Below are 21,299 nucleotides of genomic sequence, written 5' to 3' on the forward strand. Positions count from 1 at the left end.
ACCGACCACCGCCTCCCCGGAGCGGACATCCCTCGCTGGCGATGGCCTTCTTGCAGAGGAGGGCAGGTCATGGACGAGGCAAGGCTTCATGATTTCATGGGCAAGCTGGTGGGCGACATGGGCGCCGCGGCGACCCTGGCAAATGTCATCCTGGGCGACGAGCTGGGCCTGTACCGGGCCATGGCTGACAGCCAACCGACCACGCCCGAAGCACTGGCGGCGAAGACCGGCTGCCACCCGCGGCTGGTGCGCGAATGGCTGAACGCCCAGGCAGCATCGGGCTACATGACGCATGACAAGGGCCTTTTTGTATTGCCCGAAGAGCAGGCGATGGCGCTGGCGCTGGAGGACTCCCCGGCTTACATGGCCGGTGGGGCGGCAGTGGTCGCGGCGCTGTTCCATGACAAGGACAAGCTGGTGGCGGCCATGCGCGGTGATGGCGGGCTTGCCTGGGGCGACCACCACCCGTGCATGTTCAGTGGTACCGAACGGTTCTTCCGGCCGGGGTATCGCACTTTCCTGGTGCCTGAGTGGCTACCCGCGCTGGACGGTGTGGTTGCCAAGCTGCAATCCGGTGCAAAGGTCGCGGACGTGGGGTGCGGGCACGGCGCTTCGACGCTGGTCATGGCCCAGGCGTTTCCGGCGTCGTCGTTCGTGGGCTATGACTATCACGGGCCATCGATCACCACCGCCAACGAACGCGCGCGCGAAGCGGGGCTGGCGGAGCGGGTGAGTTTTCAGCAGGCCAGCGCCAAGGATTACCCAGGGCATGACCATGACCTGGTGTGCTTCTTCGATTGCCTGCATGACATGGGCGACCCGGTGGGCGCAGCCAGGCATGCCTACCGTGCATTGAAGCCTGACGGTACGGTGATGCTGGTAGAGCCTTATGCCGAGGATTCGCTGGACGGTAACCTGAACCCAGTCGGGCGGTTGTTCTATGCAGCGTCGACATTTATCTGCACGCCGAATTCGTTGTCGCAGGAAGTGGGCTTGGGGCTGGGCGCGCAGGCCGGGGAGGCACGGTTGCGGGCGGTGTTCGAGGAGGCTGGGTTCAGCCGGTTCCGGCGGGCGACGCAGACACCGTTCAACCTGATTCTGGAGGCCCGCAAGTAGGGCGTAATCCTGTGCTGGCCTCTTCGCGGGTTTACCCGCGAAGAGGCCGGGCCTGCAAAAGTAGAGGGGGCGCCATATTGGCGCCCCCTCACTCTTGCTGCTTAGGCTTCAGCGTCCCAAGGACGATCGCCTTTATCATCTTTGACGCGGGTCGGCAGGCCCATCACGTCCAGCGCCTTGAGGAACGGCTCGGCTGGCAGCTCCTCGACGTTGACCATGCGTTTGGCATCCCACTCGCCACGCGCAACCAGCAGGGCGGCGGCCACTGGCGGTACGCCGGCAGTGTAGGAAATGCCTTGGCTGTCGGTTTCGGCGTAGGCTTCTTCGTGGTCGGCCACGTTGTAGATGAACACTTCGCGCGGCTGGCCATCCTTGGTGCCTTTGACCAGGTCACCGATGCAGGTCTTGCCGGTGTAGCCAGGGGCCAGCGAGGCCGGATCCGGCAGCACGGCCTTCACGACCTTCAGCGGTACCACTTCCAGGCCTTCGGCGGTTTTCACCGGTTGCTCGCTGAGCAGGCCCAGGTTTTTCAGCACGGTGAACACATTGATGTAGTGCTCGCCGAAGCTCATCCAGAAGCGCACGTTCGGCACGTTGAGGTTCTTCGAAATCGAGTGAACTTCATCGTGGCCGGTCAGGTACAGGTTTTGCGAACCGACCACCGGCAGGTCGTCGGTACGCTTGACCTCGAACATGGTGTTGCTGGTCCACTGGCTGTTCTGCCAGCTCCACACCTGCCCGGTGAACTCGCGGAAGTTGATTTCCGGGTCGAAGTTGGTGGCAAAGTACTTGCCATGCGAACCGGCATTGACGTCGAGAATGTCGATCGAATCAATGCGGTCGAAATACTGCTGCTGCGCCAGCTTGGCGTAGCTGTTCACCACACCCGGGTCGAAACCGACACCAAGAATGGCAGTGATGTTCTTTTGTTGGCACTCTTCGAGGTGTTTCCACTCGTAGTTGCCGTACCACGGCGGGGTTTCGCAGATCTTGCCCGGCTCTTCGTGGATGGCGGTGTCCAGGTAGGCGACACCGGTATCGATGCAGGCACGCAGCACCGACATGTTGAGGAAGGCGGACCCCACGTTGATCACGATCTGCGATTCGGTTTCGCGGATCAGTGCCTTGGTTGCCTCGACATCGAGGGCGTTGAGCGAGAAGGCCTGGATGTCGGCGGGTACCTTGAGGCTACCCTTGGCCTTGACGCTGTCGATGATGGCCTGGCATTTGGAGATGTTCCGTGACGCAATAGCGATACGACCCAGTTCGTCGTTATGCTGCGCGCACTTGTGGGCCACCACCTTGGCGACACCTCCTGCACCAATGATAAGAACGTTCTTCTTCAATTTACCTTTTGCTCCTTACTTGGAAAGCCGGTCTTACGACAGGCTGGAAACGTAGTCTTCGAAACCAAACTCGCGAACGACTTCGACGCTGCCGTCGAGTTGCTTGACCACGATGGAAGGCATTTTCAGACCGTTGAACCAGTTTTTCTTGACCATGGTGTAACCCGCCGTGTCGACGAACGACAGGCGATCGCCAATGGCCAACGGACGATCGAATTGATACTCGCCGAAGATGTCACCGGCCAGGCACGACTTGCCGCAGACCATGTAGGTGTGCTCGCCGTCGTTGGGGGCCATCTTGGCGTTGAGGCGGTAGATCAGCAGGTCGAGCAGGTGCGCTTCGATGGAGCTGTCGACCACGGCCAGGTGCTTGCCGTTGTACAGGGTGTCGAGCACGGTCACTTCCAGCGAGGCGCTGTTGGTGATGGCCGCTTCGCCCGGCTCCAGATACACCTGCACGCCGTATTTCTCCGAGAAGGCCTTGAGGCGCGCGCAGAAGGCGTCTACCGCATAGTCTTCACCGGTGAAGTGGATGCCGCCACCCAGGCTGACCCACTCGACCTTGTGCAGCAGGTGGCCGAAGCGCTCTTCGATGTGCGTGAGCATCTTGTCGAACAGGCCGAAGTCGCCGTTCTCGCAGTTGTTGTGGAACATGAAGCCGGAGATCTGCTCGATCACCTGTTCGATCTTGGCCGGGTCCCATTCGCCCAGGCGGCTGAACGGGCGGGCCGGGTCGGCCAGCAGGTAGTCGGAGCTGCTGACTTGCGGGTTGACGCGCAGGCCACGCACTTTACCTTCGGACTGTTCGGCAAAGCGCTGCAGCTGGCCGATCGAGTTGAAGATGATCTTGTCGCAGTTCTCCAGCATCTCCTCGACCTCGTCGTCGGCCCAGGCCACGCTGTAGGCGTGGGTTTCGCCGGCGAACTTCTGGCGGCCGAGCTTGAGCTCGAAGAGGGAGGACGAGGTGGTGCCGTCCATGTATTGCTGCATCAGGTCGAAGACCGACCAGGTGGCGAAGCACTTGAGGGCAAGCAGCGCCTTGGCACCGGAGTGTTCACGCACATAGGCGATCTTCTCCATGTTGCTGAGCAGCTTGGTTTTATCGATGAGGTAATACGGCGTCTTGATCATTTAAAGGCCCCCGGCCAGGCCGGCCAAAAAAAGGACACGCATTGTGCCTTCACTTGCCGCAGACCGAAAGGGTGCGATACGCATTTCGTCAGGGTTGACGCCGTTGCGAGGGCATTTTTCGGGTAGCGGCGGGCTTAGTAGATCAGGTGCATGTGACTATCGTAATCACCACCGACGGGTGGCTGGCCTCATCGCCGGCAAGCCAGCTCCCACAAGTCCTCCACTGGAAAGCAGAAAACTTGTGGGCAATGCGATCGGTGTGGGCGCTGGCTTGCCGGCGATGGGCGGCAAAGCAGCCCCAATAATCACCCCAGAGCCGGGGTGCGCGGCGGGATCATCCGGCGCGAGCCGGTCGCCTCGAAGGCGGCACCAAAACTCAACAGTGCATTGTCGCTATACGCGCGCCCGGCGAAGGTAAGCCCCACCGGCATGCCGATATCGGCCATCACGCCCATCGGCACGGTGACGGTCGGCACGCCCAGGTGACGGATTGCCAGGTTGCCGTTGGCCACCCAGATACCGTTGCTCCAGGCGATGTCTGCCGAGGCCGGGTTGACATCGGCATCCGCCGGGCCTACGTCGGCCACGGTGGGGAACAGCACCGCGTCCAGGCCCAGGTTGTCCATCCAGTCCTCCAGGTCCATCTTGCGGGTCTTTTCCAGGCCACGCAGGCCGTCTGGCAGGGTCTCGATCTGGTCCCAGGTCTTCAGCCCGCGCTTGGCCATATTGACGTACTCGTCCATGCCGGCAGCCAGGTCATCCTCACGGTTGGGCAGGGTGCCCGGGTCGTGGGGGAAGATCTGTGGGCCATCGACATCGGCCAGCCGGTTGAGCTTGGGGTCGTCGTTGGCGCGCAGGAAGTCGTCGAAGCCCCAGCCCGACAGCTCCCACAGTTCGTCATGCAGGAATTCCTTGCTGACAATGCCACGGTTGTAAACAGTCGGTGCGCCCGGGCGGTCGCCCTCGCAGTTGGACACCAGCGGGAAGTCCACTTCCAGCACTTCGGCACCGGCCGCTTCCAGGGCCTGGCGTGCCTGCTGCCACAAGTCGATCACCGTGGCGCGGGTGTTGATGCGCTGGCCGGTCGGGCCGCCGATGCCCGGCTTTTCAGAGGTGCCGGCTTCGGTATCGGCATTGATGTACATGCGCGGCACGCCAAAGCGCTTGCCCTTGAGGGTGCTGGCATCCACTGCCAGGTCAAGGTACGACGCAGGGCGCACCGTCGACGCTGCCGGGATCGGCACCCAGGGTTGCAAGCGCCACAGGTCGCCGCGCTTGTCAGCGTCATCGGCTACCACCACGTCGAGGATTTCCAGCAGATCGGCCATGGTGCGGGCGTAAGGCACCACCACGTCCATGGTCGGGGTCAGCGGCCAGTTGCCGCGCACCGAAATCACCCCGCGTGATGGGGTGTAGGCGCACAAGCCATTGTTGGACGCCGGGCCACGGCCGCTGGACCAGGTTTCCTCGGCCAGGCCGAAGGCACTGAAGCTGGCGGCGGTGGCGGTGCCGGCACCGTTGGACGAGCCCGAGGCGAAGGGCGCGGTCAGGTAGTTGGCGTTGTAGGGGCTTTCGGCGCGGCCGTACACGCCGCGCTGCATGCCACCGTTGGCCATGGGCGGCATGTTGGTCTTGCCCAGGCACACGGCACCGGCGGCGCGCAGGCGCTCGATGGTGAAGGCGTCGCGCTGGGCGACCAGGTCCTTGAACGCGGGGCTGCCGGAAGCAGCGGTCAGGCCTTTGACCAGGTAGCTGTCCTTGGCGGTGTAAGGGATACCGTCCAGCGGGCTCAGCACCTGGCCTTTGGCTCTGCGGGCGTCAGAGGCCTCGGCTTCTTTCAGCGCCTCTGGGTTGCGCACTACTACGGCGTTGAGGGCAGTAGCAGTGCCGGCGCCATCGTAGGCGTCGATGCGCGCCAGGTAGGCTTTGACCAGCTCGACCGCCGTCGTGCGGCCCGACTCGAGCGCGTCGCGCAGCTCGGCAATGGAAACCTCGGTTACCTCGATCATGCGTTCACCAAAAAATGTGCAGGTGGGGGCTAATGCGAGGAGTGTACAAGAAGGGCTTGACGGACGCAGGTTTGCGCGGGGGCAAATGGTTTTATGCAGGCGGGCATTGTTGGGGTCGCGCAGCGACCCCGGCTAGCCCTCAATCCAGGTCTGCCGCGCAATGCCGCTCCGGCACCTGGCTGCCTTCATCCCCCCAGGTCCGATTCACCCGGGTACCGCGCTGCACCGCCGGACGCAGGGCAATTTCCTCGGCCCAGCGCTGCACGTTGGGGTATTCATCAACCGCCAGAAACTCCGCCGCGCCATACAGGTTGCCGCGCACCAACTGGCCATACCACGGCCACACGGCGATATCGGCAATGCTGTACTCATCGCCACCCAGGTAGCGGCTTTCGGCCAGGCGGCGGTCGAGGACATCCAGCTGGCGCTTGGCTTCCATGGTGAAGCGGTTGATCGCGTACTCGTATTTTTCTGGCGCATACACATAGAAGTGGCCAAAGCCGCCGCCCAGGTAAGGCGCTGCGCCCATCTGCCAGAACAACCAGTTCAGGCTTTCGGTGCGTGCAGCCGGCAATTTCGGCAGCAGGGCACCGAATTTGTCAGCCAGATAAAGCAATATCGAACCCGATTCGAACACCCGCACAGGCGGCTCGACGCTGCGGTCGAGCAGGGCAGGGATCTTCGAGTTGGGGTTTACCTGGACGAAGCCACTGGAAAACTGGTCGCCCTCGCCGATGCGGATCAGCCAGGCATCGTACTCGGCACCGCAATGGCCCAAGGCAAGCAGCTCTTCAAGGGCAAGGGTGACCTTGACGCCATTGGGCGTGGCCAGGGAATACAGCTGCAGCGGGTGTTTGCCCTGCGGCAGATCCTTGTCGTGCGTCGGGCCTGCAACCGGGCGGTTGATGCTGGCGAACTGGCCGCCGGACGCTGCGTCGTTGCGCCAGACCTTAGGTGGCACATAGGCGGGCTTGCTCATGCATGAATCTCCTTCAAGGGCGCGAAACGGTCACATAAAGACGTTGACCTGCATCTATGCCACGCGTTCGGCGTCATGCGCAAATGCATAAGGCGCACACGCAACCTGCATGACGAGGGTTTCATCCAGTTTTCATCCGGTTGTGGCCAGGCCGGCTCTATGCTGGGCTATCGCTTCGCCCTGCAAGGAACCGCCGGCCGATGACCCTTCCACGCTGCATGTTGGCACTGGCTCTGCTCGGCAGCCTGCTGGCCCACGCCGAGGCTGCTCCCTGGGTGGCCGGCCTGCACCACATGACATTGGCCGACCCGGTCGACAACCGGCCAATGCAAGCGCTGGCTTTTTACCCAGCCGTTGGCAAAACCCATAGCAGTCGTATTGATGGCTATCCCATCGACGTGGCTGAAGAGGCACCCGTTGCCATGGGTCAGTTTCCGTTGCTGGTGTTGTCCCACGGCAATACCGGCAGCCCGTTGGCCCTGCATTACCTGGCCACGTCCTTGGCGCGCCAGGGGTTCGTGGTGGTAGCGGTCGTGCACCCGGGGGACAACGCCCGCGACCACAGTCGCCTGGGCACCTTGAGCAATCTTTACGGCCGGCCACTGCAAGTCAGCGCTGCCATCGGTGCTGCCCGTGACGATGCATTGCTTGGGCCTTACCTGAATGAAGGCAAGGTCGGCGTGATCGGCTATTCGGCCGGCGGCGAAACTGCGTTGATCCTGTCTGGCGCGCGCCCCGACCTGGACCGCCTGCGCCAGTACTGCCTGGAGCGCCCGAACGACACCGATGCCTGCAAAACCCACGGTATTCTGATTGCCGACCGCAGCGAACTGGCACCGCAGGCAGACCAGCGGGTGGGGGCGGTGATGCTGATGGCACCATTAAGCCTGTTGTTCGGGCGTCATGCCTTGGCCGGGGTACAGGTACCCGCCCTGATCTATAGCGGTGACAGCGACCAACTGGTGGCTGTGGACCGTAACGCTGAAGCATTGGCCCGCAAACTGCCGGTCACACCGGATTACCGCCTGTTGGCCGGCGCTGGTCACTTTGTGTTCATGGCCCATTGCGACGCCGAGCAGTACGCGCGGATGCCCGCGCTGTGCAAAGATGCCGAGGGCGTTGATCGCCGCCATATCCATCATTCGCTGGAACGGGAAACGGCGGCGTTCTTCAGCCAGGCGCTGGGCGCACCGCAGGTAGGCGAACGGTCAGCCGAGGCGGGCGCGACGCGACAGCAACAGCGTTAGGCCTACCCCGGCCAGGGCCAGCAGGGCCGCTACGCAGAAGATCGAGGCATAGCCCAGGTGCACGGCCACTGCGCCCATCACCGGCCCGGCAATGGCCAGGGCTATGTCAAAGAACACCGCATAGGCCCCTAGCCTCGCGCCACGGCTGCTGCTGGGGACCTGTTTGATTGCTTCGACACCCAGCGCCGGGTACACCAACGACAGCCCGAAACCGGTAAGCCCAGCGCCGACCAGTGCCCAGGCCGGGGAAGGCGCCAGCCATAGCAAGCTCAGGCCGAGCACTTCGGTGGCCATGCAGGCGACCGCAACGTTGTAGCCACCAAAGCGGTTGACCGCATTGACGAACAGCAGCCGCGAAATGATGAAGCACACACCAAACGCACTCAGGCACCAGGCGGCGCCGGCCCAGCCGCGCTCAAGGTAGTACAGGGTGACGAAGGTGGTCAGGGTGCCATAGCCGATCGAGGCGAGGGTCAGGCCCAGGCCACACGGGGCGACACGGCCGAACGCGGACCAGAAAGGCAGGCGCTCGCCACGCACCACTACCACGTCAGGACGTTTGCGCAGCACCAGCAGGGCGATTACCGCCAGTACCAGCAAGGCTGGCCCCAGTACGCTGAAGTCCAGCCCGTCCACGGCCAGTACGCCCAGTGGGGCACCGATCGCGATGGCGCCATAAGAGGCGATACCGTTCCACGAGATCACCCTGGCGGTGTGTTCGGGGCCGACCTGGCTGATACCCCAACTCAAGGTGGCCACACCAATCAACCCCTGGGCGATGCCCAGCAGCAAACGGCCCGTGAGCAGCAACGCCAGGCTCAGCAGAGGCAGCGTCAGGGTCCAGGCCGACAGCAGGGTCAACACCCCACAGCCGGCAATCCCCAGCAGGCCGAAGTGAATGGCCTGCTTGCCCCCAAGCGTATCGGCAACGCGCCCGGCAAACGGGCGGCTGAGCAAGGTGGCCAAGTATTGCAGGCCTATTGTCACCCCGGCGATCACCGCGCCAAAACCCAGCTGGTCGTGCACATAGCTGGGCAGTACCGCAATCGGCAGGCCGATGCAGAGGAAGGCAATGAAGGTGTAGAAAACGATCGACAGGATCTGCAGGGTGATGTGCAGAGTATTGCTGGTGGGGGCGGGTTGTTGCGCGGTCATGGGCTCTTTCGCGGGCGGGCGGTTGGGCGTGGTTCCATGATGGCTGTTACAGGAAGGAAATGAAAGCAGGCTAACGAATTATTCGTCGGGTTGTGCAAGCCTGTGGGGTGGCGGCAGGTTCTTCGCGGGTGAACCCGCTCCCACAGGGCCCCTGCAATATTCGAGGCATGTAGAAATCCTGTGGGAGCGGGTTTACCCGCGAAGAGGCCGGCCCAGCCATTGCAAATGGCCGGGCCCTTACGCTTCAATCAGACCAGCACACCCTGGCTACGCAGGTAGTCATCGTAGGTGCCGCTGAAGTCCACCACGCCATCCGCCGACAGCTCGATGATGCGCGTGGCCAGCGACGAAACGAACTCGCGGTCGTGGCTGACGAACAGCAGGGTGCCCGGGTAGTTTTCCAGCGCCAGGTTCAGTGCTTCGATCGATTCCATGTCCAGGTGGTTGGTCGGCTCGTCCATCACCAGCACGTTCGGTTTTTGCAGGATCAGCTTGCCGAACAGCATGCGACCTTGCTCACCACCTGAAATCACCTTCACCGACTTGAGAATCTCGTCGTTGGAGAACAGCATGCGTCCCAAGGTGCCGCGGATCACCTGCTCGCCGGAGGTCCACTGGCCCATCCAGTCGAACAGGGTCATGTCGTCTTCGAAGTCGTGGGCGTGGTCCTGGGCGTAGTAGCCCACTTCGGCGCTGTCGGTCCACTTGACCGAACCTGCATCCGGGGTCATTTCGCCGACCAGGGTGCGCAGCAGCGTGGTCTTGCCAATACCGTTGGGGCCGATGATTGCAACGCGCTCGCCTGCTTCGACGGTAATGTCGAAGTTCTTGAACAACACCTTGTCGTCGAAGGCTTTGGCCATTTTCTCGACAACCACGGCCTGGCGGTGCAGTTTCTTGGTCTGTTCGAAACGAATGAACGGGCTGACACGGCTGGACGGCTTGACCTCGGCCAACTGGATCTTGTCAATCTGCTTGGCGCGCGAAGTCGCCTGTTTGGCCTTCGAGGCGTTGGCCGAGAAGCGGCTGACGAAGGTCTGCAGCTCGGCGATCTGGGCTTTCTTCTTGGCGTTGTCCGACAGCAGTTGCTCACGCGACTGGGTAGCCGCAGTCATGTACTCGTCATAGTTGCCCGGGAACAGGCGCAGTTCGCCGTAATCCAGGTCAGCCATGTGGGTGCAGACGCTGTTGAGGAAGTGTCGGTCGTGGGAAATGATGATCATGGTGCTGTTACGCGCCGTGAGGATCGTTTCCAGCCAGCGGATGGTGTTGATGTCCAGGTGGTTGGTCGGTTCGTCGAGCAGCAGCACGTCCGGGTCCGAGAATAGCGCCTGGGCCAACAGTACACGCAGCTTCCAGCCCGGTGCCACTTCGCTCATCGGGCCGAAGTGTTGCTCCAGTGGGATACCCAGGCCCAGCAGCAGTTCACCTGCACGGGATTCGGCGGTGTAGCCGTCCATTTCGGCGAATTCGGTTTCCAGCTCGGCGACGGCCATGCCGTCTTCCTCGGTCATTTCCGGCAGCGAGTAGATGCGGTCGCGCTCGGCCTTGACCTTCCACAGTTGACCGTGGCCCATGATCACCGTATCGATCACGGTGAATGCCTCGTAGGCGAACTGGTCCTGGCGCAGTTTGCCCAGGCGGGTGTTCGGCTCGAGCATGACCTGGCCCCCGGATGGCTCCAGGTCACCGCCGAGGATCTTCATGAAGGTCGACTTGCCGCAACCGTTGGCGCCGATCAGGCCGTAGCGGTTGCCGTTGTTGAATTTTACGGAAACGTTTTCGAACAGCGGCTTGGAGCCGAACTGCATGGTGATGTTAGCGGTGGAGATCAAAGGGCTTACCTATCAGTAACTTACGACGCTGGGCTTTCAGCTGATACCGATTTGATACCAATCTTGAGCTTTTCCAGCTCGCTCCAGTCGGAGCTTGAGTTAAGCCAACGGGCATACGTCGACAGCAGCATCTGAACGCTGTGACCCAGCTGTTGGGCGATAAATGCGGGGTTGAGGCCGGACATTGAGCGTATTGTCGCATAGGTGTGACGGCAGTTGTATGGGGGGCGACGCCTGATCCCCAATTCATTCTGCGCCGGCATCCACTGTTTGTGTCGGTCGGAGGTCTGTTTTACGTACTCGGCGTTCTTCGACGGCGGGAATGGGAACGGGGCTTCGGTCACCGCTCCTTTGCCATCGCTGCGGCGATCCGCGTACCGCCAATGCCTCCGGCAGCCGGAGGCCGGTGAAGAACATGAACTCGTACAGAGCGGCATAGATCAAGCTAGGCCAGTGCTTATGCTGGTACAGCGTGTTGATGATTGTGTTGGCTTGCGCCTGCGTGAACGGATCGATCTCCTTCTTTGGCCGCCCTGGTAGCTCAACCAACTCAGCGGGATTCTTGCTCACGGGTGGCTGCCGCCAGGATGGTTGACAACCTGGTGATTGCATTACGGTTCTCGGTCGCATCGATCATGGCTTTTCCATGCATTCGCCACCCTCGCCGGGGAGGACGTCCGAGACGATTACCAACGGGATGAGTCGGGAGAATTAGTCGCACGATATCGAGTGGTTATCGAGACGGCGATGGAGGGAAGTGGCTCTATCGCCTGGACAAAACAAAAAATTGACCGATGATGTGGTCCCGGCCTCGCCTGAGTGGCGCGCTCAAATAAGGGTGAGATTCGGGAACTAGGCCATAAAGACTTCATGACCAATTCAGGGGGGAACATGGAAGCGTTGAGAGAAGAATTCACGAGAGCCATTGAAGAAGCCATCGAGGAATGCCACAGGATTAAATACAATCCGACCACATGGGAAAGGATGAACAGGCAGCATGGCGCTGTTGAGGCAGCCGTCAGACTTGTTACGTCAGGGGATTTCCAGGCTGGGCTAAAGAAATTACTCGCAGAGAATCGGCCTGAGCTCACTGTCGAAGCACATGTGTTGCAACCACGATTTTCTGCTCTTTTTGATCGCCGGTTGATTGAGCTTGCCCAGTGGCGCTTGGACAACGCACATAGGTAGGGCGGCCCGGTTTACATCAATGGCAAGGAAGGGCAGTTGAAGAAGTTCAACGAGAACTACTTCGAAGCCAAGGGCGGCGGTGTGACTATCTCGCTGTCGATCAACCCGGGCGGTTCTCCGAGCGTTTCCTATACCAGGAAGAATCGCGCCAATGGGATCTGCCAGGTGAAAAGCGAAGGCGCTTGAGGCTCTGGCGGATCAGGCTGGGCCCGTAAGAGGCAGCTGCACCTGAGCGTGATCGACTGCGCCGGCAGGGCGAACAGTGTTGAACCCGCTCTCTACTGCCCCTAAGGCCTCTATCCAGGAGCCTTATAAACTCGACATTGCGCTCGGCTTCACGCTCGGGTGTGGCCTGCCGAAGAGCATTCGAGCGCCGCCAGCAAGCCAGCATGCAAACTGCCCTTGCGCCGCGCTCGATGAAACGCGACCCCTTGCCTAGTTCGCGGGCAAGAGGATCACGAAGTTCTTCTTCATGTCTTCCAGCACAGTCCATTTGCCCTTGGCGCCCGGTTCGATAATGAACGTGTCGCCAGCGGCCAGTGTGATGGGGGCGCAACCCTCAAGCTCGATGACGCAGCATCCACTCAGGACATGGCAGAACTCCCAAACTTTGTAGTCGATGCGCCACGCTCCGGTGCTGGCTTCCCATTCTCCGGAAATGCGACCTTGCTGCTCATCGTGATAGTACTTGGACGTCAGCGTATGAGGGGTGCCTTCCACGACCTCTTCAAAAAAGGGAAGGTCGCGCACCGGTTGGATATCCAGTTCGCGGAATACGGTCAGTTTGTTGTTCATGGTGTTTTCTCGAGCACGTTGTGGGTAGGGCGATACATCAAATAGGCTTCACCGGTCACGCCAAGCATCGGGTGCGGAACGATCTGGCAGGTTTTAACAATCTGAAAACCGTGACGTTCGTAGAAGCGGCGTGCACCGTGGTTTTCTGCATAATCGATCAGGCACAGTCCATCCAGGCCAGAGTCCTCTGCGCGCTGCTGGGCGTGGCGAAGAAACTGGACGCCCAGCCCCTGACTGCGCCAGGCCTCATCCAGGGCCAGGCCTCATCCAGGGCCAGGCTGGATATGTACAAGGTGTCGGGTATTTCCATGTCGGAATAAGGCGCGAGGACCGGGTCTGTCTCGACAGGCCTGTCAGGGGTCTCGCGCAAGGCATAGCTATGCATCATGCCGATGACGCGCCCTTCGAAAGTGGCCATCAGGCAGTTCTTGTAGGAAAAGTCGCCCTGTTCCCTGGCATAGCGAGACGCACCGACACTCAGCAATGTTTCCCCAGGTGCGGCAAGCTTGCTCCATATGTAATCGGCCATGCCCTCCGATGTCAGTTGAAAGAAGCGCGCAATATCGTGCGCGTCCGAGGCTTGAGCGGGCCTGAAGTCGATAGGCATGTACAGTGCTCCCATGGGATCGGGTGGTTATTTTTCAAGGATTACGCCTTTGACAGGGGGCAGGGTAGGCGGGTTGAACGGTTCCCATCATGCTCTGGGCGAACACCGTCAGCACGACGTGCGACGCTCCATGCTCAAAGGCACATGGCGGTCTAATGGCTCAGGTCTGGGGAGACGATCGTGCAGTCGATTTGCGGTGATGAGAATTGGATCTGCACCGCTTAGTCGTCCGCTCTTCGTCACAAGCGCAAAGACCTGCTCAATTGCGGAGTGTTATCCTTCCGTACTTATCAGAACAGGGAGCGTGATGATGAGCTTGCGAGAACGGCACAAAGCGTTGCAGCGCTGGCTTACACCAAGGCGCAGGCGTCGTATTGGCGGGACGGTGATGGCCGCTTGGGCGATTGGCGTGGTCGTGCATCCAGGCCAATACCTGCTTTATGTAGCAATAACCGGGGTAATCATCCTGATGGGAGGTTGGCAGTTCGTGCCAGAGTCCAGGCGGTGAGGTGCGAGCAGCTAACGCTGCATTGCTTTAATACGGCGCTGGAACAGGAATTGCTGAAACCCTGAGACATTGATCATGCGGGGTACGCAGAAATGACTCAGGATGACCGCTATTACATGATTTTCAGCGTGGTGGCTGTGCTGGTACTGGACCTGGCGGCGACTTATGTGTTTCTCCATGCCATATCCTGACCCCGGTTGTGGGGCACGCCATACGCGTAATCGGGGCCAACCGCTACATGAAACCTTGCGTGGAAGATGACCAGCGGCTTGCGCCTGCCTGAACATCCCGATCGAGTGCGGTCCAACGTAAGCAAGCTTTGGCTTCGCTTGTCGGAGGTACGCACATGAAACGCAAGACTGCATGGGTTGTGGTGTTGTCTGGTTTGCTGCTACTCAGTGGCTGCTGGCCGTACTGGCATGACGGTCGCCATCACCGCCATTATCATGACGGCGATCGTGGCGGGCAGGAGTACCGTCGCTACTGATGGAGGGCGAGAGGGGACACACCGAAATCCATATAGCAAACAAACCTAATGCCTGATCGCCCTCGCGCAGTAACATGGGCGCACGATAACCAAAAAAGGGGCGGCTGCCTGGTAAAACTTTCCCGGTTTCTGATGGGGTAACAGGCGCGTGTCGCGTGAAGAGCTCAACATCGCTAGCGGGCGCAATACTTGTGTCCGGGTTCGCCACGTTGTTCATGGCAGGCTGCGCACAACACCCTGATGTGCGAGACAGCCACGATTACACCGTTGGCAGTACAGCGAAAAGCCCACCCGTGTATCTGGGGTGCGTCAAAAACGAACTTCAAGGAAATGTGAAAACCTATGAAGTCGAGGGCGATAACTCGGTCAGGCTGTTCATCGAAAGCACCGACCCCGACAAGGCGGAGGGGCTTGTAGAGTTGCGGGGCACGGGAACTCAGCGCCAGTTCACGGCTTATCAACGTGATGCCTGGTACGACCATGGCAGGTTGCTGGACGCCGCATTGATGTGTTCAAAGGCTTGATTGATTGGCACCAGAAAACACAAAAAGCCCGCTGTTGAGAGCGGGCTTTTTGCATTTGCGGGTCACCGCCGCAATAATCCAGGTATTTGGAAGGAGAATCGCGTGTGGAAGCAAGAAGCGTTGTCGCAGAAATGTTCATTGGAATCCCGACGCATTTCTGGGTGTTACCCGTTGCAGGGCTGGTTGCGTACTACGGCTTGAAGTGGTCCGCCAGATCCAGCAATCGCGCTACCCTGCTGCAAGCCTCGACTTATCTGTTGCTGCTGGCGCTGGCTGTGCTGCCCAACGGCTTTTATGCGTTGTTTCCCCCCGCGCCCGACCCGGATGTGCTGTTGAATAACGCACCGTTGCCCAACTATGCCGGGCGCTTCTACCTGGATGCGTTCTATGTCTTCGGTGGTTGGGCACTGAGCAAAGTGGTGAAGCTCAAGTTCAGCTGAGCCGCTGCTCGGGTAGCGGATGCGCTGGCTGGAACGGTAATTGCTTTTACCCTTTCAAACCGGCGCATTTTGGGGATACGGCAATGCTTCCTGAAGACCTGTATGTAATGTTTCTGTTTGTCGCCAGCGTGTTGGCCCTGGATGTCGCAGCCATCGTGTTGTACCGGGGAGCCAAGCCCTGACCCGCGTTTTTGGGGGGCTGGCACCCTGAACCGGGTAGACCGTCACGGTAAGGAATGGATTAACCAGGCAAACCAAGGCGATTTCCAGGCTGTGAAGTCACTCAGCAAGCGCCTTCAATGTCGTCGATTCTTGCGGCGACAGAGCGCAATTCGTCCGCAACCACATCGATGGACTTGATGTGCGCCGCAACATCCACCTCGCTCTGCGAGCTACCGCGCGCCGCCATGAACCTGGCGTGGCCACTCATGGCCTGACTGAGCTGGTCCAGGTGATCGGCTGTTCTGACCAGGTCTGACTTGATGCTATGAAGCGTTTCCATTGTGATAACGGCCTTCCTTGTCGGTTGCTTCAACGGGCCTGTGAGCATCGCCTCAGGGCAGGGTGAAACGCAACCGATTTGTGGAAGGCGCTTTCTCGCCCAAGCCCGGAAAAGCGTGTGCGATCTTTGCTGGAGCCTCGGAGCGGCGCCAAGGTTTCAGGTTTTGGTCTGCACCTGCAGTACCGAACCCATCGTGTCCGTCATATAAATTCCGCTGGTGTGGTTACCGTCTGATTGTTGCTCGGCAAGTGGCACATCCGAGTGGCGAAAGATGCTACGGTTCTGTTCGCCGGTTTTAAGGGTGATGAGTTTGCCATTCTGATAGAAAAGAAGTGTTTTGTTGGCGCTAGTTTGCATTGCATAACTCCTTGCCGACTTGTGAATTGACCCCTTTACTGTCGCAGCCTCTACCTGCTCACGCTACTGGCAGAATTATCAGGTGCTTACTGTCGAGCCCTGCCTGGCCTCATCCAGGCGCGCGCTATCGCTGTGTCAATTGCGCGAAAGCCTGCAGCGAGACCTTGGTTGATTAGTAACTCGGCGCAACCCCCGTTAGAATGCAGCGTATCCCTAACGGCCAATTGCAAATGCCTACTTTTCGTATCTTGATCACTTCTGCGTTAGTCGCCAGCCTTGCTGGCTGCGCAACCCCCGGCAAACCCACTGCCAGCAAACTGACCAAAAAAACGCCGCAGCAGTACGCCGCCTGTGTCCTGCCTAAGTGGCAGGCACTCGCGCCCCAGGCTACGCAGAAGTCGATAGCCCACGGCTACCGGCTAACGGCGCCCAGTGCCGTAGCGAGCGACGATGTGCTGGACGTGGTCGATTCTCGCGAAGGCAGCCGCGCTACGTTCTACAAGGGCAGCTTCCTGTCGGGCGATAAATTGCGCCAGGCTGCCAGAGAATGCCTGGACTGAGTCAGTAACCCGAGCCGCTTGAGCCGCCCATGCTGGGCAGGCGGGCCTTGTGCTGGGCATTGCTCCATTCGGCGCAGGTCATGAAGGCGGTCTTGTCCACCTTGCCGCTGCCGTCGAAACTGACGCTGTAGGGTTGCCGGTTTCCGGCCTTGGTCAGCAGGTAGTCGAAGCAAGTGCCGGGCACCACGGTGCGTTCGGACTCGGCATCAGGTTTGCCGCCTATTTGCACGACCTGGTCTTTGCTCATGCCGGTATCGACCTTGGCCACCAGCGGCTGGTCGTGGTACAGCGCAGAGCTGGATGAACAGGCAGCAAGTGCTGCCAGGGTGAAAAGCAGCGCGTAATGGGGTTTGTTCATGGCATTGCTCCAGTACAGGGCAGTACGCCACATCATCAATCCGCTCGGCTTTTCATCATACGCCTGTACTGCCTTACCCGCAGCAATGTGCAGCCTTGCTCCAGCAACAAGGCGCGCAACGGTGACGCGTGGGCCTTGGGCTGGCTGCCTGCTGCCAGCCGGCGCATCTGTAGCTTCACCAGGGCCATGTACGCCAGTGCGGCAAACGCCTTGCGCTTCCAGCGAATCGGCTTCAGCTCGGCGCTGGCTGTCGCCTCGCCGTTGTGCCAGCGCCGGGGTAGGCCAGGTTCGACAGCCAGCGCCGTAGCGATGCCGGCCATGGCCACGCCACTGGCGAGCACCTGTTCGACCACCTGCAGCCGGCGAATACCGCCGGTGACCATCACCGGCATCTTCGCGATGGCAGCGATATCCCGGGCAAACTCCAGAAAGTAGGCTTCGCGGGCCAAGGTGCGGCCGTCGCGCGCATCGCCCTGCATGGCCGGTGCCTCATAGCTGCCGCCAGACAGTTCCACCAGGTCCACTGGCAGCGCGTTCAGCCATAGCACCACTTGGCGGGCATCTGCAGGTTCGAAGCCACCGCGCTGGAAGTCTGCCGAATTCAGCTTCACTGCCACGCCGAAACCGGGCGAAACGACCTCGCGCACGGCCTTGACGACTTCCAGCAACAGCCGCGCGCGGTTTTCCAGGCTGCCGCCCCAACGGTCCTGGCGCTGGTTGCTCAACGGCGACAGAAACTGGCTCAGCAGGTAACCGTGGGCGGCATGTATCTGCACGCCACTGAAGCCGGCCTCTTCGGCCAGCGCTGCGGTACGGGCGAAACGCTGGATCAGTGCGGCGATCTCGGCTTCGTCCAGCGCCTTGGGCAGGGGGAACAGCCTGGACAGGCCGCCCATGTCCAAGGCCACGGCCGACGGCGCAACGGTGGGTTGGCCAAGGTTGGCCTGCATCTGCCTTCCCGGGTGGTTGATCTGCATCCAGAATTGCGCGCCATGGGCGCGGCCGACATGGGCCCAGTCGCGAAAGCGTTGCAGCGGCTGGCTGGCATCGAGCATTACCCCGCCTGGGCCGGTCATCGCGCTGGGGTCGACCATCACATTGCCGGTCAGCAACAACCCGGCACCACCTTCGGCCCAGGCCTGGTACAGGCGCAGCAATGAGTCGGAAGGGGTCTGGTCGGGGTTGGCCAGGTTTTCTTCCATCGCCGCTTTGGCGATGCGGTTGGGAATGACGCTGCCATTGGGCAAATGCAGCGGCTGGAACGGTGTCATGGCGATCTCCGGACAGGGCTACCACGCATCGGTTACTGACCGCGTGGGCTAGGTTGCAGAGAAGGCTAAGGTTAAAGTCAACTTTAAGGTCAATAGGGAAAGGACAGTGAAATGAAAATTGGTGAGTTGGCGCGACGCACGGGCCTCAGTGCATCGCGTATCCGCTTTTACGAAGCCAGCGGGCTAATTGCCGCCCGACGCCTGGGCAACGGCTACCGGGACTACCCGGAGCAGGTCGTGCGGACGCTGGAGGTCATTACCTGTGGCCAGCAGGCGGGGTTCAGCCTGGATGAAATGCGCAAGCTTACCGACGCGTCCGGGGCCGCTCCGGGTGATCATGGTGTGTTGCTGGCTAGCCTCAAGCGCAAGGTGGCAGAGATCGAGGCGATGCAGCAACGGCTGGCGCAGAACCGTGCTCAGTTGCTGGCGGTGATTGCCGGTATCGAAGGCAAGCCACAGGGGATGGACTGCGAACAGAACGCCCAGCGTTTGCTTGCCGGTTGGCAAGCGGTTGAGGCCACAGGCGCTTGACCCCGGGTGGGGCGGCCTTGGCATGGTTCATCCCAGCTCACCACGCTTGTTCATCTGCTCGCACTGCACCTGCGCATCCGTCCTGCTCGGGTAGCTCGGCTTGAGCCGCTCCTTCACCTGGTTATCGTAAATGTCGAACCCTCCACAAACGGTAGCGGCGTAGTAGCGGCTGCCCATGCGGAACGACTCCTTTTCGATCGGCACAGCGGGAACGATAACGAATCTTGGTTGCATGTTTCGTGCCTCCCCAGGCAGAGACTTAAGTATTAGTCTCGCCATGGATAAGCATCAAGCAGGCTCATCAATAAAACGGCGTTCATGCAGGGCAGGGCGACGATCGCGCTGTCATCAAATGAAAACCGGCTGTCGTCCGATGCGAAGCACCCCGAAAGCCAAGGGCATACAGTCCAGTCATCCAGAACTGACGCCAGGCGTCCAGATCGATGAGTGGAGAGACAAGCATGTCCAAAGTCGTACGTTTCCATCAGACAGGTGGCCCCGAGGTGCTGCGCTACGAGGATGCCGAGGTGGGCGAGCCCGGCCCGGGCCAGGTGCGTTTGCGCCAGGTGGCGGTGGGCCTGAACTACGCCGACACCTACTTCCGCAATGGCACCTACCCGATCCCGCTGCCCAATGGCATCGGTGTGGAAGCTGCCGGGGTGGTAGAGGCCGTGGGCGAGGGCGTGACTCAGGTGAGGGTCGGTGACCGTGTCACTTATACCGGCTTCCTCAATACCCTGGGTGCTTATTGCACCGAGCGCCTTATCCCCGCCGCTGCACTGATAAAACTGCCGGAGACCATTGCCTTCGAGACCGCTGCCGCCATGACCATGCGCGGCCTGACCTCGGCCTACTTGCTACGCCGGCTCTATGACTTCAAGCCAGGTGACAGCGTGCTGCTGCATGCCGCTGCTGGCGGGGTGGGCCTGATTGTCGCGCAGTGGGCGAGGCTGTTGGGGCTGAACGTGATCGGCACCGTATCCACCGAGGCCAAGGCTGAAGTGGCCCGCGCCCATGGCTGTAACCACATCATCAACTACAGCGTCGAGGACGTGGCCAGCCGCGTGCGTGAGCTGACCGACGGGGCAGGGGTGAACGTGGTGTTCGACAGCGTTGGCAAGAACACGTTCATGGGCTCGCTCGATTCGCTCAAGCGCCGTGGCCTGATGGTGTGCGTCGGCACGGCGTCGGGCGGCATCCCGCCGTTCGACCCGCAATTGCTGGCGATCAAGGGTTCGCTGCAGCTCACCCGCCCGGCACTGGCCGATTTCATTGCCGACCCGGCAGAAAAGGCCGACCTGGCCGGCGAACTGTTCGACCACGTCAGCAGTGGGCGCATCCGTATCGAAATCAACCAGCACTACGCCCTGCAGGATGCCGTTCAGGCCCACCGTGACCTGGAAGCCCGCAAAACCACCGGTTCGTCGATCTTCGTCATCTGAAGAGGGCAACAGCATGCACATCGAACAACTGACCTGCGCGATCGGTGCCGAGGTAAGTGGCGTCAACCTGGCCGACGCGATTCACGATGATGACCTGTTCGCCCAGCTGCGCCAGCAGTTGCTCCAGCACCGTGTGCTGTTCCTGCGCGACCAGCACTTCAGCCGTGCCGAGCATGTGGCCTTCGCCCGTCGCTTCGGCGAACTGGAAGACCACCCGGTGGCGGGTAGCGATCCTGAGCACCCAGGGCTGGTGCAGATCTACAAGCGCCCGGACCAGCCCAACGACCGCTATGAAAATGCCTGGCACACCGACGCCACCTGGCGCGAGGCGCCCCCCATGGGCTGCGTACTGCGCTGCGTCGAGTGCCCCCCGGTGGGCGGCGATACGATGTGGGCGAACATGGTGCTGGCCTATGAAAACCTGCCAAGCGACGTAAAGGCCAAAATCGAAGGCCTGCGCGCCCGCCACAGCATCGAGGCCAGCTTCGGTGCCGCCATGCCGCTGGACAGACGCCTGGCACTGAAGGCGCAGTTTCCCGATGCCGAGCACCCGGTGGTGCGCACCCATCCGGAAACGGGCGAGCAGGTGTTGTTCGTCAACGCCTTCACCACCCATTTCAGCAATTACCACACCCCGCAGCGGGTGCGTTTCGGCCAGGACGCCAACCCAGGTGCCAGCGACCTGCTGCGTTACCTGATCAGCCAGGCGTACCTGCCCGAGTACCAGGTGCGCTGGCGCTGGAAGCCCAACAGCGTGGCGATCTGGGACAACCGCAGCACTCAGCATTACGCCGTCATGGACTACCCGCCGTGCCACCGCAAGATGGAGCGCGCCGGGATCAAGGGCAGCCGCACGTTCTAAGCCTGTCGCCGTCACTGGCGGCAACCGCACAATAACAATAGCGAGGACT

General features: G+C 61.0%; 22 protein-coding genes and 3 pseudogenes. 11 read left to right on the forward strand and 14 right to left on the reverse strand.

Annotation, left to right across the window (positions count from 1 at the left end; genetic code table 11):
• Window positions 1–69 precede the first annotated feature (69 nt).
• Entirely contained in the window at window positions 70–1,116 is a 1,047-nt protein-coding gene (locus tag QQL85_RS10980) for a class I SAM-dependent methyltransferase (protein WP_284353716.1), read from the forward strand.
• A gap of 101 nt (window positions 1,117–1,217) precedes the next feature.
• Here QQL85_RS10980 and QQL85_RS10985 read toward each other — a convergent pair whose 3' ends face one another.
• The 4 genes from QQL85_RS10985 to yghU form a co-directional block, all read right to left on the reverse strand.
• Window positions 1,218–2,462 (reverse strand): saccharopine dehydrogenase family protein, encoded by a 1,245-nt coding sequence (locus QQL85_RS10985; RefSeq protein WP_284353715.1) that lies wholly within the window; start codon window positions 2,460–2,462, stop codon window positions 1,218–1,220.
• Window positions 2,463–2,495: 33 nt separating this feature from the next.
• Window positions 2,496–3,593, reverse strand: coding sequence for a carboxynorspermidine decarboxylase (gene nspC / locus QQL85_RS10990; RefSeq protein ID WP_016715639.1), 1,098 nt, complete (start codon window positions 3,591–3,593; stop codon window positions 2,496–2,498).
• Between the two features lie 305 nt (window positions 3,594–3,898).
• Window positions 3,899–5,602 (reverse strand): amidase, encoded by a 1,704-nt coding sequence (locus QQL85_RS10995; protein WP_284353714.1) that lies wholly within the window; start codon window positions 5,600–5,602, stop codon window positions 3,899–3,901.
• A 139-nt stretch (window positions 5,603–5,741) separates the two neighbouring features.
• Window positions 5,742–6,581 carry a glutathione-dependent disulfide-bond oxidoreductase gene (yghU, locus tag QQL85_RS11000; RefSeq protein ID WP_284353713.1) on the reverse strand — a complete coding sequence of 280 codons (840 nt, stop codon included), beginning with the start codon at window positions 6,579–6,581 and terminating at the stop codon, window positions 5,742–5,744.
• Between the two features lie 200 nt (window positions 6,582–6,781).
• Here yghU and QQL85_RS11005 point away from each other — a divergent pair, with 200 nt between their 5' ends.
• Window positions 6,782–7,828: an alpha/beta hydrolase family protein gene (locus QQL85_RS11005; RefSeq protein WP_284353712.1), complete on the forward strand. Its 1,047-nt coding sequence runs from the start codon at window positions 6,782–6,784 to the stop codon at window positions 7,826–7,828.
• Here QQL85_RS11005 and QQL85_RS11010 read toward each other — a convergent pair.
• The 3 genes and pseudogenes from QQL85_RS11010 to QQL85_RS11020 form a co-directional block, all read right to left on the reverse strand.
• On the reverse strand, window positions 7,790–8,983 hold the full coding sequence (locus QQL85_RS11010) for an MFS transporter (RefSeq protein ID WP_284353711.1): 1,194 nt from the start codon (window positions 8,981–8,983) through the stop codon (window positions 7,790–7,792). The two genes, QQL85_RS11005 and QQL85_RS11010, sit on opposite strands and share 39 nt — an antisense overlap.
• A 248-nt stretch (window positions 8,984–9,231) precedes the next feature.
• On the reverse strand, window positions 9,232–10,818 hold the full coding sequence (locus QQL85_RS11015) for an ABC-F family ATPase (protein ID WP_284353710.1): 1,587 nt from the start codon (window positions 10,816–10,818) through the stop codon (window positions 9,232–9,234).
• 20 nt (window positions 10,819–10,838) lie between these two features.
• Window positions 10,839–11,434 (reverse strand): annotated as a pseudogene (locus tag QQL85_RS11020) (site-specific integrase); the annotation flags it as partial.
• A gap of 275 nt (window positions 11,435–11,709) precedes the next feature.
• Between QQL85_RS11020 and QQL85_RS11025 the strand changes: the two are divergent.
• Both QQL85_RS11025 and QQL85_RS11030 read left to right on the forward strand, forming a co-directional pair.
• Complete coding sequence (locus tag QQL85_RS11025) at window positions 11,710–12,006, forward strand: hypothetical protein (protein WP_284353709.1); 297 nt, start codon at window positions 11,710–11,712, stop codon at window positions 12,004–12,006.
• Window positions 12,007–12,192 (forward strand): annotated as a pseudogene (locus tag QQL85_RS11030) (hypothetical protein); the annotation flags it as partial.
• 249 nt (window positions 12,193–12,441) lie between these two features.
• Here QQL85_RS11030 and QQL85_RS11035 read toward each other — a convergent pair.
• On the reverse strand, window positions 12,442–12,801 hold the full coding sequence (locus tag QQL85_RS11035; RefSeq protein ID WP_284353708.1) for a cupin domain-containing protein: 360 nt from the start codon (window positions 12,799–12,801) through the stop codon (window positions 12,442–12,444).
• Window positions 12,798–13,423: pseudogene (locus QQL85_RS11040) on the reverse strand (GNAT family N-acetyltransferase). Before QQL85_RS11040 ends, QQL85_RS11035 begins: the two are co-directional and overlap by 4 nt.
• Before the next feature lie 839 nt (window positions 13,424–14,262).
• Between QQL85_RS11040 and QQL85_RS11045 the strand changes: the two are divergent.
• The 3 genes from QQL85_RS11045 (at window position 14,263) to QQL85_RS11055 (ending at window position 15,367) form a co-directional block, all read left to right on the forward strand.
• Complete coding sequence (locus tag QQL85_RS11045) at window positions 14,263–14,403, forward strand: hypothetical protein (protein WP_284353707.1); 141 nt, start codon at window positions 14,263–14,265, stop codon at window positions 14,401–14,403.
• Window positions 14,404–14,558: 155 nt separating this feature from the next.
• Window positions 14,559–14,927 (forward strand): hypothetical protein, encoded by a 369-nt coding sequence (locus QQL85_RS11050; protein ID WP_284353706.1) that lies wholly within the window; start codon window positions 14,559–14,561, stop codon window positions 14,925–14,927.
• A 131-nt stretch (window positions 14,928–15,058) separates the two neighbouring features.
• On the forward strand, window positions 15,059–15,367 hold the full coding sequence (locus tag QQL85_RS11055) for a hypothetical protein (protein ID WP_284353705.1): 309 nt from the start codon (window positions 15,059–15,061) through the stop codon (window positions 15,365–15,367).
• Between the two features lie 283 nt (window positions 15,368–15,650).
• On the opposite strand, the gene QQL85_RS11060 is transcribed toward QQL85_RS11055, so the two are convergent.
• Window positions 15,651–15,869 (reverse strand): hypothetical protein, encoded by a 219-nt coding sequence (locus QQL85_RS11060; protein ID WP_284353704.1) that lies wholly within the window; start codon window positions 15,867–15,869, stop codon window positions 15,651–15,653.
• A 156-nt stretch (window positions 15,870–16,025) separates the two neighbouring features.
• Complete coding sequence (locus tag QQL85_RS11065; RefSeq protein WP_284353703.1) at window positions 16,026–16,226, reverse strand: hypothetical protein; 201 nt, start codon at window positions 16,224–16,226, stop codon at window positions 16,026–16,028.
• A 200-nt stretch (window positions 16,227–16,426) separates the two neighbouring features.
• On the opposite strand from QQL85_RS11065, the gene QQL85_RS11070 reads away from it, so the two are divergent.
• Window positions 16,427–16,786 carry a hypothetical protein gene (locus tag QQL85_RS11070; protein WP_284353702.1) on the forward strand — a complete coding sequence of 120 codons (360 nt, stop codon included), beginning with the start codon at window positions 16,427–16,429 and terminating at the stop codon, window positions 16,784–16,786.
• Between the two features lies 1 nt (window position 16,787).
• Here the strand turns inward: QQL85_RS11070 and osmE are convergent, their stop codons facing one another.
• Both osmE and QQL85_RS11080 read right to left on the reverse strand, forming a co-directional pair.
• Window positions 16,788–17,144 (reverse strand): osmotically-inducible lipoprotein OsmE, encoded by a 357-nt coding sequence (gene osmE, locus QQL85_RS11075; RefSeq protein WP_284353701.1) that lies wholly within the window; start codon window positions 17,142–17,144, stop codon window positions 16,788–16,790.
• Window positions 17,145–17,179: 35 nt separating this feature from the next.
• On the reverse strand, window positions 17,180–18,415 hold the full coding sequence (locus QQL85_RS11080; protein WP_284353700.1) for an NADH:flavin oxidoreductase/NADH oxidase family protein: 1,236 nt from the start codon (window positions 18,413–18,415) through the stop codon (window positions 17,180–17,182).
• Between the two features lie 111 nt (window positions 18,416–18,526).
• Between QQL85_RS11080 and QQL85_RS11085 the strand changes: the two genes are divergently transcribed.
• Window positions 18,527–18,946, forward strand: coding sequence for a MerR family transcriptional regulator (locus tag QQL85_RS11085; RefSeq protein ID WP_284353699.1), 420 nt, complete (start codon window positions 18,527–18,529; stop codon window positions 18,944–18,946).
• A 27-nt stretch (window positions 18,947–18,973) separates the two neighbouring features.
• On the opposite strand, the gene QQL85_RS11090 is transcribed toward QQL85_RS11085, so the two are convergent.
• Complete coding sequence (locus QQL85_RS11090) at window positions 18,974–19,180, reverse strand: hypothetical protein (RefSeq protein WP_284353698.1); 207 nt, start codon at window positions 19,178–19,180, stop codon at window positions 18,974–18,976.
• Window positions 19,181–19,407: 227 nt separating this feature from the next.
• On the opposite strand from QQL85_RS11090, the gene QQL85_RS11095 reads away from it, so the two are divergent.
• Together QQL85_RS11095 and QQL85_RS11100 are read left to right on the forward strand one after the other, a co-directional pair.
• A complete protein-coding gene (locus tag QQL85_RS11095; RefSeq protein ID WP_284353697.1) occupies window positions 19,408–20,388 on the forward strand; it encodes a quinone oxidoreductase family protein in 981 nt (326 codons plus the stop codon).
• 13 nt (window positions 20,389–20,401) lie between these two features.
• Window positions 20,402–21,250, forward strand: a complete 849-nt coding sequence (locus tag QQL85_RS11100) for a TauD/TfdA dioxygenase family protein (RefSeq protein ID WP_284353696.1) — start codon at window positions 20,402–20,404, stop codon at window positions 21,248–21,250.
• Window positions 21,251–21,299 lie beyond the last annotated feature (49 nt).

Origin of the sequence: Pseudomonas putida (assembly GCF_030159595.1) — a bacterium.
Taxonomy (GTDB): Bacteria; Pseudomonadota; Gammaproteobacteria; order Pseudomonadales; family Pseudomonadaceae; genus Aquipseudomonas; species Aquipseudomonas putida_AC.

What these genes read in the sequence shown, in the direction of transcription:
- QQL85_RS10980 (WP_284353716.1), top strand. Translation starts at nt 70, where the DNA reads ATGGACGAGGCAAGGCTTCATGATTTCATGGGCAAGCTGGTGGGCGAC.
- nspC (WP_016715639.1), bottom strand. Translation starts at nt 3,593, where the DNA reads ATGATCAAGACGCCGTATTACCTCATCGATAAAACCAAGCTGCTCAGC.
- QQL85_RS10995 (WP_284353714.1), bottom strand. Translation starts at nt 5,602, where the DNA reads ATGATCGAGGTAACCGAGGTTTCCATTGCCGAGCTGCGCGACGCGCTC.
- yghU (WP_284353713.1), bottom strand. Translation starts at nt 6,581, where the DNA reads ATGAGCAAGCCCGCCTATGTGCCACCTAAGGTCTGGCGCAACGACGCA.
- QQL85_RS11005 (WP_284353712.1), top strand. Translation starts at nt 6,782, where the DNA reads ATGACCCTTCCACGCTGCATGTTGGCACTGGCTCTGCTCGGCAGCCTG.
- QQL85_RS11010 (WP_284353711.1), bottom strand. Translation starts at nt 8,983, where the DNA reads ATGACCGCGCAACAACCCGCCCCCACCAGCAATACTCTGCACATCACC.
- QQL85_RS11025 (WP_284353709.1), top strand. Translation starts at nt 11,710, where the DNA reads ATGGAAGCGTTGAGAGAAGAATTCACGAGAGCCATTGAAGAAGCCATC.
- QQL85_RS11035 (WP_284353708.1), bottom strand. Translation starts at nt 12,801, where the DNA reads ATGAACAACAAACTGACCGTATTCCGCGAACTGGATATCCAACCGGTG.
- QQL85_RS11045 (WP_284353707.1), top strand. Translation starts at nt 14,263, where the DNA reads ATGAAACGCAAGACTGCATGGGTTGTGGTGTTGTCTGGTTTGCTGCTA.
- QQL85_RS11055 (WP_284353705.1), top strand. Translation starts at nt 15,059, where the DNA reads ATGTTCATTGGAATCCCGACGCATTTCTGGGTGTTACCCGTTGCAGGG.
- QQL85_RS11060 (WP_284353704.1), bottom strand. Translation starts at nt 15,869, where the DNA reads ATGGAAACGCTTCATAGCATCAAGTCAGACCTGGTCAGAACAGCCGAT.
- QQL85_RS11065 (WP_284353703.1), bottom strand. Translation starts at nt 16,226, where the DNA reads ATGCAAACTAGCGCCAACAAAACACTTCTTTTCTATCAGAATGGCAAA.
- QQL85_RS11070 (WP_284353702.1), top strand. Translation starts at nt 16,427, where the DNA reads ATGCAGCGTATCCCTAACGGCCAATTGCAAATGCCTACTTTTCGTATC.
- osmE (WP_284353701.1), bottom strand. Translation starts at nt 17,144, where the DNA reads ATGAACAAACCCCATTACGCGCTGCTTTTCACCCTGGCAGCACTTGCT.
- QQL85_RS11080 (WP_284353700.1), bottom strand. Translation starts at nt 18,415, where the DNA reads ATGACACCGTTCCAGCCGCTGCATTTGCCCAATGGCAGCGTCATTCCC.
- QQL85_RS11085 (WP_284353699.1), top strand. Translation starts at nt 18,527, where the DNA reads ATGAAAATTGGTGAGTTGGCGCGACGCACGGGCCTCAGTGCATCGCGT.
- QQL85_RS11090 (WP_284353698.1), bottom strand. Translation starts at nt 19,180, where the DNA reads ATGCAACCAAGATTCGTTATCGTTCCCGCTGTGCCGATCGAAAAGGAG.
- QQL85_RS11095 (WP_284353697.1), top strand. Translation starts at nt 19,408, where the DNA reads ATGTCCAAAGTCGTACGTTTCCATCAGACAGGTGGCCCCGAGGTGCTG.
- QQL85_RS11100 (WP_284353696.1), top strand. Translation starts at nt 20,402, where the DNA reads ATGCACATCGAACAACTGACCTGCGCGATCGGTGCCGAGGTAAGTGGC.